This is a genomic window from Microcystis sp. M179S2 (assembly GCF_020245805.1).
Classification (GTDB): domain Bacteria; phylum Cyanobacteriota; class Cyanobacteriia; order Cyanobacteriales; family Microcystaceae; genus Microcystis; species Microcystis aeruginosa.
On the sequence record NZ_JADBUE010000172.1, the window covers coordinates 1 to 11,774 of the forward strand.

Consider the following 11,774-nt stretch of genomic DNA (forward strand, 5'->3'; position numbering starts at 1 on the left):
AAACCGCCGACACCATCGGTCAAAGCAGGGAGGCATCGCGGCTGGGGTTGTCTCTTTCATCGCCGATTTTTCAACGTAAAGTGCTTACTCTTTAACGATTATACTCGATTTGATCTTTATTTGGCGTTTAAGTCCCACTAGCCAAAATAAATAAGACGCTAAACTATCTCCCGGTAACGCATAAAAAAACGTTCATCTGTTGTGACCATTGGACAACTTTTTATGCAATGCAAAAGCCCGATAAACACAATCATAAACCGTCTGTTGGATTCTCACAGCAATCTCTCCAGCTAAAGGAACTAACTGACTGGATTGATAAATTTGCGATAGATGTAACTAAGGATAATCCGACCAGGGAACTAAGGGCTAAAGATTTTAACAACATTTTCCTGTCCTCTTGCTGCTGGGTGCAATGAAAACATTTTCCTTATGATAATTTCTGGAAATCTTGTCAACAGACAGCCCGTCAAACTTTAATTTTTGTTGCGGATAAGAAAAACCATCTACTAATTAAAGATAATAATTATTTACTTATCTAACATTTTATCTAATCTTTCCTGAATCAATAAAGCCAGGGAAGAACGCAGAAAAAATAAACCAAATAACCCGGCTAAACTGAAGGGAATAATGGCTAGTTTGCTATAGTTAGTGCCTAATAAAAATATGGCTGAGATAATGCTAAATCCCAATAGACAGACATTAATTAATACTTTAATTCCCAGATAAATTCTTTTCAGAAGTCGTTCATTTTCCCGTGACTTAACTTGAAAAACTAAATTTCCTCGCTCGATTTTTTCCTCTAATTGACGGATCATTCTCTCGTTTTTATTACCTTTTTGCCATTGCTGTTTAAGAAAAGTGCGCGCTTGATTAGCTAGGGTAAGCATGGTGTTGGTAGTTCCTCCCGATACCGCTAGACTTTTCACAAAAGGTTGACTAGCTGCTAATAAATTATACTGGGGATCTAAGGAGCGGGCAATCCCATCCAAAGTGGTGACAGATTTAATAATAAAAGTCATTTGTGGAGGTAAGCGAAAAGGTTGCTGTTTAAACATTAAATACACTTGATCGCTAATTTTTTCAAAGGCCCTCACATCTACCGGTTTATCGCGAAATTCCTCTAAGAGAAACTGCACGATATTTCGCACGGGTTGCAGCTCTGCAACGGGTTCAATTAACCCCATATACATCAAGGTTTTTAAGACTGTTTCCGTATCCTTTCTCAAGATAGCGAAAAAGGTTTCGATCATTTGATCTTTAGCGACGGACTTTAACTCGAACATCGTGCCGAAATCGTAGAAAATTAACTCCCCTTCCTGACTAACTGCCATATTACCCGGATGGGGATCCGATTGGAAAAAACCATCCTGTAATAGTTGTTTGAGATAGGAACAGATACCCAGTTGGATAATCCCATCTACGTTAATACCATTAGCTAGTAAAGTCTCTCGATCATCAACTTTAATCCCCGGCACATACTCCAAAGTTAAGACCCTGCGGGTGGTATATTGCCAGTAAACTAAAGGAACTTTTACCTGAGGATAATTCTTAAAATTTTCCCGAAAGCGATCGGCATTTTTGCCCTCATGAATATAATCGATTTCTTGAAAGAGTAGCTCAAAGAATTCTTGGTAGATAGCTTCTAAATTATATTTTTTCACCACGGGGAAAATATTTAACCAACGGGTGAGACGATGCAACAATTCAAAATCGAGATTAAATAGTCCTTCCAGATTCGGTCTTTGCACCTTAATAACGACTTCTTCCCCACTTAATAACCGCGCTCGATGCACTTGTCCTAAACTGGCACAAGCGAGGGGAGACACGGTAAAACTTGCAAATAAATTATCTAGGGTTTGTCCTAATTCTGTTTCAATAACTCGGATCGCTTCTTGACTATTAAATTCGGGAACTCGATCCTGTAATTGGGTTAATTGTTCGATATATTCGAGCGGAATTAAATCTGCTCGCGTCGATAAAGATTGTCCAATTTTAATAAAAGTTGGTCCCAAATTCATGAGGCGATCAACTAACCATTTCGCTCTCCTTTGCCGTTTTTTGCCCCCATTAGCCCCCGTTAAACGATCCCAGAGCAAAAAAGTCAAAAACTGCATTGTAAAGCTAAATATCTCCAATTGACGAACAATCGGCGCTCGCAAGCTTTGCTGCCAATGTAAAGATTTGGGGGAATCAAAGGGAGTAAGCATCAGTTATCAGTTATCAGTTATCAGTTATCAGTTATCAGTTATTAGTTATCAGTTATCAGTTATCAGCAAAACCGATCTACAGCGTTTCTCGTCAAGGTGAAGTATAAATTAAACCTTGCCGAAGTAAAAACTCCAGTCGCAAAAATGTACCTCATCTATCTGAGAAACGCTGTCAAGTATCCCCTTCCCGTTTGCGAATTCGCCGCTAAAAATCCTGATTTTCAGCTTTTAATCTCTGGGACGGGGTAAACCCAGATCTACCGCTAGACGATGACTGCAAGCAAAACCAGAAAAGGCCACCGCATTTAATCCTTGACCGGGGAAGGTACTGTCTCCCACACAATAAAGATTAGGAATAGCTGTGCGATTAAAGGGCATTCCTAATAAACCTAACAGTTTTCTTCGCGGTATTGGGCCGTAACTGCCATCGATTCTATTCAAAAAGCGGCGATGGGTGCGGGCCGTGCCAATTTCGATATAATCTAATCCTGTATCTAGTTTGGGAAAGAGTTTTTTCAGGCGCTCGATGAGACGATGAGCAGCGGCCTCTTTTTTCTGTTGATATTCTTGGGGGGGCAGTTTTTGCCATTGATCAATCCAGCTAGGGGTGAAAGTATGAATGATATGATGGTCCGGGGGTGCGAGGGAGGGATCGAGTAAGGTAGGAATAGAAACAAAGATAGTTCCCTGTTCTGCTTCCATATTTTCCCAATCTTCTAGTAAAATATGGTGACATTCGCTTCCTGACGGTAATACATCGGCCTTGACTCCCAGATGCAAACTGAGGAAACTGGGGGATTTTTGATAGCGTTTTTGCCAATTTTTTTCACTGCGGGGGAGAGATTCCGGGGGGAGTAGTTTCTCGAAGGTATCCCAACGGGTGGCATTAGAAACAATCTTTTTAGCGTAATATTCCTTACCATTGGTCAATCTTACCCCGATCGCCCGTCCTGCATCTAAAATAATCTTATTCACTCTCGCTTGATACTGGATTTCACCACCAGCTTTTTCCAATCCCGCGACTAACTTGAGAGCAATCTGTCCTACTCCCCCTCGGGGATAGTTAATTCCGCCGTAATGGCGATCGCTAAAGACCATTCCCGCATTAATCATCGGAGTGCGATCGGCGGGTACTACCGACCAACAATAACATTCCATATCGATAAATTTCAATAATTTCGGGTCTTTAATATATTTTCTGGCCACATCTCCCGCATTTTGGGGTAAATACTTGACCAATCCCAAACAGGATAAAGGATGCTGGAAAAAAACCCTAGTCAGATAGCGGGGTTCTTCCAATGATAGTAAATCCATACTATTGAGGCAATTAAACACCTGCCAGCATTCATCGTAAAAGCGCCGGATACCGGTTTTTTCTGCGGGAAAATGGCTAATTAATTCCTGTAAAAATTGTTCGTAGTCGCGATGAACTTTTAAGTCTAATCCGTCCGGGAGATGATAATGAATCTGGACGGGATCGGCAATGGTTTCGATACTCATATCCACCGCTGCCAAAGCTTTGGTTAAGAGGTTAGTCGTCCCCTTTTTGCCAAAACCAAAAATCATCGAAGCACCCACATCAAAACGATAACCCTCTCGTTCAAAATAACCTGCGCTGCCCCCCGGAATCAGATAACTCTCTAAAACTAAGACTTTTGCCCCTTTTGCCGCTAATTGCGTCGCTGTCACCAATCCCCCGATTCCCGACCCAATCACGATCGCATCGTACTGATTACTCATAACTTGACTCGATAAATTTTTGTGTCAATTCTTGATTTTAACCTTGACTAGCGGTGATTTATCGGCTAGTTTGCGGGAGCAGAAAATTTTTGGGGAGAGATGAAAAGTTGGTCAAAGGAAAAAAAGTCTTGACAAATCCCGCCACTTGACATAGTTAGATTTGGGTGATATCATCTCCGGAAAGACGGGCAGCTCGGCAGCTCTACTGTTATCAAGAATATTAGCTCTTCTCGTTTCTGTGTGGAAGCAAGAAGAATAGGGATAATTTTCTGGAAAGATAGTCTTCAAAGCCTTGCCTAGCAAGACTACTAGAAACGATAAACACTGATTATCACACCAAGTCGGGGAGAGCCAAACATCATTTTACTTAAAATTAATTAATCAATTGGATAATGTATAGAAAACTGGCCAACAAAATCCTTAAATTAGCTAATTCCCTATCTAGGTCATCGAAGCGCTCTCTTTTAATGGTCACCGATTGCCTTATTTTTTGTCTAACCATATATCTAGCCTTCTATCTTAGGTTTAATCTTAGCCTCGAATATCAGCAAATTAGACCTTTTTTAGGGGAAATATTGGGCTTAATTGCCATTAAAACTCTAGTTTTCTATCTCAAAGGTATTTACAGTCCCGTAGTACGTTATACAGGGTTAGAGTTTCTTTCGTCGGTACTGCAAGCGGTTCTCTATAGTTCAGGGGTTTTAATCAGTCTGGCCTACTTTCAAAGGGATGCCTTTTTGCCGCGTTCAGTCCTGATTATCGACGCATTGTTAACCCTAGTATTGGTTATCGGGGTGAGATTATTGATTCGTTCTGTCTTTCACCGTCTTAACATTTACGTCAGTAGTGTGGATAGGGAACCGACAATTGTTATCTATGGTGCGGGGGTTGTGGGTTGTCAATTAGCACGTTCCCTACAAAATGACCCCCACTATCGTTTATTGGCCTTTGTTGATGATAATCCCGATTTGCAGCAGCGAGTTATCCAAGGCATTAGGGTTTATTCCCCCTCTCAATTGGCACTACTGCACCAAAAAAGGGCCTTTAACTGGGTTATTCTCGCTATTCCGAATGTAGCCAAGGCCAAAAAGCGGCAAATCATCGAAAGTCTAGAAACTTTACCCATCGTCATTAAAACCGTCCCTCCCCTCTCAAAAATTTTATCGGGAGAAGCGGCCATCAATCAGATTCGCAGTGTCGATGTCTCGGAATTATTAGGACGGGAAGAAATTCTACCCCATCCCGAACTTTTGGGAAAAAATGTCACGGGTAAAGCGGTGTTAGTCACCGGGGGTGGCGGTTCCATCGGTTCGGAATTATGCCGACAAATCGCCTTCCTCAAGCCAAAATGCTTGGTAATCTACGAATTAAACGAGTTTTCCCTCTACAAAATCGATCTCGATTTAAGTGAAAATTATGCCGATTTACGCAAGTATGCCTATCTAGGCAATGTTCTCGACCGCAATCATCTGGCCCGAGTCATCCAACAACACCAGATTGAGACAATTTATCACACGGCCGCCTATAAGCACGTTCCCCTTGTGGAAGCCAATGCTAGTCAAGGGATTTACACTAATGTTTGGGGAACCTTAAATGTCGCTCAGACCGCGATCGAGAATTCAGTTAGTAATTTAGTTCTCATTTCCACCGATAAGGCCGTCAGACCGACTAACATTATGGGGGCCAGTAAACGCTGTGCTGAGTTAGTTATACAAGCTTTGGCCGCTTTACCCGACACTTCCACCTGTTGCGCTATCGTCCGCTTTGGCAATGTTCTCGATAGTAGCGGTTCCGTGGTGCCGCGTTTCCGGGAACAAATCGCCCAACGTAAGAATATTACCCTCACCCATCGCGATATTATTCGCTATTTTATGTCTATTCCCGAGGCGGTGCGTTTGGTTATACAAGCAGGAGCCATGGCCCGAGGGGGTGAGGTATTCCTGTTAGATATGGGTGAACCGGTAAGAATTTACGATTTGGCCCTACAGATGATTCGTTTAAGTGGCTTGGAATTAGGGCAAGATATTGATATTGAAATCACGGGATTAAGACCAGGGGAAAAACTCTACGAAGAATTATTAATCGATACCGATAAAGCTCGTCCCACCGCTCATCCAAAGATTTTTTGCGCTCATGAACACTTTCTTGCTTGGGAAAAATTACAAATCAAATTAGAGCAATTGCTTAATTCTATTCAACTTAATGACCGTCAGGGCTTAGTTAAATCTCTACAAGATTTAGTTCCCGAATACCGGCCTCCGCAGCCAATGGCAAGTAATTTGTCAAGTCAAAAGTGAAAAAGAGGAGTTTTAGCGAGTGCATCCCACATTTGCAGAAATACCGACAATTAGCAATTATCAGTGACTCTTAAATTAGTACAAAAATATGAACAATCGCGTGTAAGCATCCCACCGAAAAACTAATGCGCTCCGGGGTTTGGGCCCCAACGGGGGGTTTGGGTAGGGTTGATTCATGAATCAACCCTACTATCACTCAACCCTAGGGTTGAGTGATAAAACCGAAAGTAACGCCCAATTTTAGGAGAAAGTTTCCCCTTAAAAATCCCAAATTAGTAGATTTACAAAAATGAGATGCACCCGTTTTAGATATCCTCTTTTTCACCAAATTTATTAATCTAATTGAACCGAATGCTCTTGTTTTAATTGCTTTTGGATAGCTTTTACCGTCTGCTCAATTTTATTGATTCCGCGAGAAGAAGGCCGATTTACTCTATCAGCTAGAGGAGAAGTTTGTTGAATAGCAATGCTTAAATAAAGAGGAAAAGCGAGGGTAAAGGCTAAAAAAAGACGTTGTAACATAATCCACTCCCACAAAAGTTTTTCAGCGATTATTTTAGCCGGCTGAAACTTTTACCAGAATAACGACTAACTAGGAAAATTTCAGCTAGTTTGTGACAGTCCGGCAATTGGTGGGGCAATCCTAAAGAATTAGCGCTGAAACCCTCAACCCTAGACCGAGAGTCTGATAGATTGATCTAGAAACATGATCGATCGCCCTATCTATGCACAAAATTCCAGTTACTGTGATCACGGGTTTTCTGGGTGCGGGAAAAACTACCCTCATCCGTCATCTACTGCAAAATAATCAAGGCCGACGGGTGGCCGTTATGGTCAATGAATTCGGAGAAGTGGGAATTGATGGTGATTTATTGAAAAGTTGTCAGACCTGCGACGACAACCCCAACGATAATATTGTGGAATTGACCAACGGTTGTCTGTGCTGCACAGTACAGGAAGAATTTCTCCCCACCATGCAGAAATTGCTAGAGCGACGGCAACAGTTGGATTGTATGCTGATCGAAACTTCGGGGTTAGCTTTACCTAAACCTCTGGTTCAAGCTTTTCGCTGGCCGGAAATCCGCAACGGTGCGACGGTGGACGGAGTAATCACCGTGGTGGATGGTTTTGCTGTCGCTAGGGGTCGTCTGGTGGCGGATTTGGACGCTTTAACGGCACAAAGGCAAGCAGACCCCAATTTAGAACACGAAACGCCCATTGAGGAGTTATTTGAGGATCAGTTAGCCTGCGCTGACCTGGTACTCTTAACTAAAACCGATCTCATCAGCGAAATCGAATTAGAAAAAATTATTAGTTGGCTGAAAACACAACTGCGATCAACGGTCAAAATAGTTACTTGTGCCGATGGACAAATTAGCCCCGATGTGCTATTGGGATTTAATGCCGCCGTCGAGGATAATTTAGCTAGTCGTCCTAGTCATCATGATCACGAGGAAGAACACGATCACGATGAGGAGATCAATTCTGTGCAGTTTTGCCTCGATTCTCCCGTAGATGCCCGAATTTTGACCCAACGGCTCAAAGAATTGGTGGCCCGAGAAGAAATCTATCGGGTCAAGGGATTTGTTAACGTGGCCAATAAACCGATGCGTATGGTGTTACAGGGAGTCGGCGATCGCTTTGATTCTTTCTTCGACCGACCCTGGCAATCCACGGAAATGCGGCAAACTCGCTTGGTCTTTATCGGCCGCTCCCTCGATAGTCAGAGAATCGAGCAGGCCTTAACTAGGGTTTGCTGAATAAATGTGAAATGTAGGCAAGGTAAGAGTTTTGTGGCTTTTCTCGCTCCCACAGGTGCAAGATTTTGAGAGAATCGTCGTTCAAAACCTTGCGTCTTCATCGGCCCGCGTCCTGTAGGGGCGAAGCATTCGGGCAATAACCTATCGGTGAAACTGGAGATTTTCTAACCGAATGCTTCGCCCGTACTTTTTGCCGCAAACCCTAACTAGGGTTTGCGGCAAAAAGTTTTTCGTGGGGGTGTGGGGTAGGGAGATTATTTTTATTTATTCTCCCTTCTCCCCCTCTACAATAATTACTCGCAGCCAGAAATACGTTGGGTACTATCATACTTTGTGCTTTTTGTCAAAAAAAATTTTTTTTTGCAATAAAACTACACAAAAAAAAGATCATCGTTGTGGGTGAAATTGACTGATTTGACCGTCTTAATTAGGATCACATTCTAGGTGTGGCAAGGGTTTCAACCATTGCTGCCCAAAAAAGCACAGAATAACCCATTATGAAATTCAGTAAAATCGCTGTAACCATTGTAACATCGTTGTTAAATAAAAATCTTTCTCAATTAATTCTTAAGAATTTGTAAATATTGCGGAATGTTAATTTAAATATTCTCAAGTTTTTGCAGTCAATAAATAATTTTTGCTTATCTTTGATCAACAGAGGCAGTCCCAATGAAAAAATTTTCACCCCACAGATGAAAGAGGTTTCTTTCCCTACACCCTACACCCCACACCCTACACCCCACACCCCACACCCCACACCCCACACCCCACTGAAAAAGCTCCGGCGTTCAATCGCCCGGATAGATGGTCGGGGATTTGGGTTAGGGTAGTAAAAGATACAGATTACCCACCCTTCCAGACCAACAATTATGACGAACACCAGTAACCCGCTGCTTGCCGGTCAAGGATTACCGGCTTTTGACCAAATCCAACCCGGCCTGATTGTCCCTGGGATGACGCAACTTTTGCAGGAACTGGCCAGAGAATTAACCGATCTAGAAGCGCAGATTGCTCCCACCTGGAAAAAATTAGTCGAACCCCTCACCCGGATCGAAGAACGTTTAAGCTGGAGTTGGGGGATTATCGGTCATCTGATGGGGGTAAAAAATAGCCCGGAATTGCGTCAAGCTTACGAAACCGTACAACCACAGGTAGTCGAGTTTATTAGCCGTTTAAGCCAAAGTAAACCCATTTATGAGGCATTCTCGTCCCTGCGCCAAGGAGAAAGCTGGGGGCAATTAGACGAGGCACAACAGCGCATTGTCGAAGCTTCCCTGCGGGATGCCCAATTGGCTGGGGTGGGATTAGCAGGGGAGAAAAAAGACAGATTTAACGCGATTCAACTGGAATTAGCGGAAATCACCACGAAATTTTCTAATAACCTCCTCGATGCCACCAAAGCTTTTCAACTGAAACTAACAACCCCAGAAGATATCGCCGGTTTACCCCCTAGTCTCCTCAGTTTAGCCGCCCAAACCGCCCGGGGCCAGGGGGAAACTAACGCCAGCAACGAAACCGGCCCCTGGGTGATTACCCTCGATTTTCCCAGTTATTTCCCCTTTATGAAGTACAGCGATAATCGGGAATTGCGGGAAAAACTCTATAAAGCCTACGTTAGTCGGGCTGATCTGGGAGAATTGGATAATAATCCCTTAATCGATCGCATTTTGCAACTTCGTCAGGAACAGGCCCATCTTTTAGGTTATAGTACCTACGCCGAGGTCAGTCTTGCCAGGAAAATGGCCAATTCTGTGGATGAAATCGAGAAATTGCTTGACAATTTACGCCAAGTAAGCTATGAAGCGGCAAAACAGGATTTAGAGGCCTTAAAAACTTTTGCGGGAACCGACGATCTCAAGCATTGGGATATAGCCTATTGGTCAGAAAAACAGCGTCAGGCCAAGTTCAACTTTAGTGCCGAGGAATTACGCCCCTATTTCCCCCTACCACGGGTTTTAGAAGGCATATTTAGCCTCGCTAAACGGATTTTTGGGGTAGAAATTATCGCTGCCGACGGTAAAGCACCTATCTGGCATCCTGATGTGCGTTATTTCCAGATTAACGACGAAAAGGGCGAAAAAATCGCCTATTTCTACCTCGATGCCTACAGTCGTCCCGCCGAAAAACGCGGCGGCGCTTGGATGGATGTCTGTATCGGTCGCGCCAAAACCGGTGCCGAGGTGCGTTTACCTGTGGCTTATTTAATCTGCAATCAAACGCCTCCAGTGGACGGAAACCCCAGTTTAATGACCTTTGAGGAGGTAACTACCCTATTTCACGAATTTGGCCACGGTTTACAGCATATGTTAACCACTGTGGATTATTCTGGCGCGGCGGGTATTAATAACGTTGAGTGGGACGCGGTGGAATTGCCCAGTCAATTTATGGAAAATTGGTGTTATGATCGCCCTACTTTAATGAGTATGGCCAAACACTACGAAACCGGCGCCACTCTCCCCGAACATTACTACCAAAAACTGCTTCTAGCTAAGAATTATATGAGCGGTTCGGCTATGCTGCGTCAGTTACATTTGTCTTTAGTAGATTTGGAATTACACCATCGTTATCAACCCAATGGCGGCGAAACTCCTAAACAAGTCAGACAGCGTTTAGCGGCGACGACGACAATAATTCCTCCTCTACCGGAAGATGCTTTCTTGTGTTCTTTTGGGCATATTTTCGCTGGCGGTTATGCGGCGGGTTACTATAGTTATAAATGGGCAGAAGTTCTCAGTGCCGATGCTTTTGCCGCTTTCGAGGAAGTGGGATTAGATAACGAAGAAGCAGTGAAAGCGATCGGTCGTCGTTTTCGCGATACTGTTTTAGCTATGGGGGGAAGTTCCCATCCTATGAATGTTTTTAAAGCTTTCCGCGGTCGCGAACCTAGTACCGAGCCTCTCCTCCGTCATAGCGGCTTATAAAAGTAACCAAACACTTTTCTTTGTGGTGCGTTACGGCAATATTTAGCTCTTGATTTTTTCCCTAAAAACAAGGGATTGTCTGACGCACCCTACTTAAATCTATTGTGATAAGTAGGTAGGCGTTAAAAGTTGTCAGACACCCCCCTTATTAAGGGGGGCAGGGGGGATCCCCCCGCCTATCGGCACCCCCCTTATCAAGGGGGGCAGGGGGGATCGAACCTAAAATCCATTTTTAATTTAATTATAACCAGCTACTTAGCATATCAGGAAAAAAGTTAACTAACAGGAGGAAACTGTAATGAGTATCGCATTTTTTCAAGATATTATCGAATCGGTAGAGAGTCTATCCATTGAAGACCAAGATTATTTGTTTGAGCTAATTCGTAAAAGACGCATTGAGAAACGCCGGGAGGAGATGGCTAAAAATGGCGAAGAAACCTTAAAATCTTTAGCAATGGGAACAGCAAAAAAAGGCAGTGCTGAAGAGATAATGGCTTATTTGTTAGAGGATGAAGAAGAATGAAATTAGTTGCTGACAAAAGCTTTAAAAGAGCTTTTCAACGCTTAATCAGCAAAAATCCTCAACTACAAAGCAAGGTATCAGAGGTTCTACATTTGTTAGCGGATAACCCCTTCACTCCTTCTTTAAAATCTCATAAGCTGACAGGTAGATTAGAAGGTTATTGGTCATGTTCTGTTAGTTATGATTGCCGTATTATTTTTACTTTTCGTAAAGATACTGATTCAGGAGAAACTTTAATTGTTATAGTCGATATTAGAAAACACGATCAAGTTTACTAATTTATCTCTTTAATTTGTTCTTTCTTATCAATTGTATAATCACAGTCA

8 protein-coding genes are annotated in these 11,774 nt (G+C 43.0%); 5 read left to right on the forward strand and 3 right to left on the reverse strand.

What is annotated here, in order from left to right:
• Positions 1 to 527: 527 nt before the first annotated feature.
• Both IM500_RS10410 and crtH read right to left on the reverse strand, forming a co-directional pair.
• Complete coding sequence (locus tag IM500_RS10410) at positions 528 to 2,207, reverse strand: ABC1 kinase family protein (RefSeq protein ID WP_190720571.1); 1,680 nt, start codon at positions 2,205 to 2,207, stop codon at positions 528 to 530.
• Positions 2,208 to 2,435: 228 nt separating this feature from the next.
• Positions 2,436 to 3,947 carry a carotenoid isomerase gene (gene crtH, locus IM500_RS10415; RefSeq protein WP_190720569.1) on the reverse strand — a complete coding sequence of 504 codons (1,512 nt, stop codon included), beginning with the start codon at positions 3,945 to 3,947 and terminating at the stop codon, positions 2,436 to 2,438.
• Between the two features lie 392 nt (positions 3,948 to 4,339).
• Here crtH and IM500_RS10420 point away from each other — a divergent pair, with 392 nt between their 5' ends.
• The gene (locus tag IM500_RS10420; RefSeq protein WP_190720567.1) at positions 4,340 to 6,244 is read left to right on the forward strand and encodes a polysaccharide biosynthesis protein; all 1,905 of its coding nucleotides are present in this window, start codon (positions 4,340 to 4,342) and stop codon (positions 6,242 to 6,244) included.
• A gap of 333 nt (positions 6,245 to 6,577) precedes the next feature.
• On the opposite strand, the gene IM500_RS10425 is transcribed toward IM500_RS10420, so the two are convergent.
• Positions 6,578 to 6,766: a hypothetical protein gene (locus IM500_RS10425; protein WP_079205920.1), complete on the reverse strand. Its 189-nt coding sequence runs from the start codon at positions 6,764 to 6,766 to the stop codon at positions 6,578 to 6,580.
• Between the two features lie 203 nt (positions 6,767 to 6,969).
• Here IM500_RS10425 and cobW point away from each other — a divergent pair, with 203 nt between their 5' ends.
• The 4 genes from cobW to IM500_RS10445 all read left to right on the forward strand — a co-directional run bounded on the left by cobW (position 6,970) and on the right by IM500_RS10445 (position 11,726).
• Positions 6,970 to 8,004: a cobalamin biosynthesis protein CobW gene (gene cobW / locus IM500_RS10430; RefSeq protein ID WP_287738301.1), complete on the forward strand. Its 1,035-nt coding sequence runs from the start codon at positions 6,970 to 6,972 to the stop codon at positions 8,002 to 8,004.
• Between the two features lie 869 nt (positions 8,005 to 8,873).
• Complete coding sequence (locus tag IM500_RS10435) at positions 8,874 to 10,925, forward strand: M3 family metallopeptidase (protein ID WP_287738304.1); 2,052 nt, start codon at positions 8,874 to 8,876, stop codon at positions 10,923 to 10,925.
• A 298-nt stretch (positions 10,926 to 11,223) separates the two neighbouring features.
• Positions 11,224 to 11,448: a hypothetical protein gene (locus IM500_RS10440; protein WP_002784870.1), complete on the forward strand. Its 225-nt coding sequence runs from the start codon at positions 11,224 to 11,226 to the stop codon at positions 11,446 to 11,448.
• Positions 11,445 to 11,726 carry a type II toxin-antitoxin system RelE/ParE family toxin gene (locus IM500_RS10445; protein WP_190720563.1) on the forward strand — a complete coding sequence of 94 codons (282 nt, stop codon included), beginning with the start codon at positions 11,445 to 11,447 and terminating at the stop codon, positions 11,724 to 11,726. Before IM500_RS10440 ends, IM500_RS10445 begins: the two co-directional genes overlap by 4 nt.
• Positions 11,727 to 11,774 lie beyond the last annotated feature (48 nt).

Coding starts and splice junctions, on each gene's coding strand:
- cobW (WP_287738301.1), top strand. CDS start 6,970: ATGCACAAAATTCCAGTTACTGTGATCACGGGTTTTCTGGGTGCGGGA.
- IM500_RS10445 (WP_190720563.1), top strand. CDS start 11,445: ATGAAATTAGTTGCTGACAAAAGCTTTAAAAGAGCTTTTCAACGCTTA.
- IM500_RS10420 (WP_190720567.1), top strand. CDS start 4,340: ATGTATAGAAAACTGGCCAACAAAATCCTTAAATTAGCTAATTCCCTA.
- IM500_RS10410 (WP_190720571.1), bottom strand. CDS start 2,207: ATGCTTACTCCCTTTGATTCCCCCAAATCTTTACATTGGCAGCAAAGC.
- IM500_RS10435 (WP_287738304.1), top strand. CDS start 8,874: ATGACGAACACCAGTAACCCGCTGCTTGCCGGTCAAGGATTACCGGCT.
- crtH (WP_190720569.1), bottom strand. CDS start 3,947: ATGAGTAATCAGTACGATGCGATCGTGATTGGGTCGGGAATCGGGGGA.
- IM500_RS10425 (WP_079205920.1), bottom strand. CDS start 6,766: ATGTTACAACGTCTTTTTTTAGCCTTTACCCTCGCTTTTCCTCTTTAT.
- IM500_RS10440 (WP_002784870.1), top strand. CDS start 11,224: ATGAGTATCGCATTTTTTCAAGATATTATCGAATCGGTAGAGAGTCTA.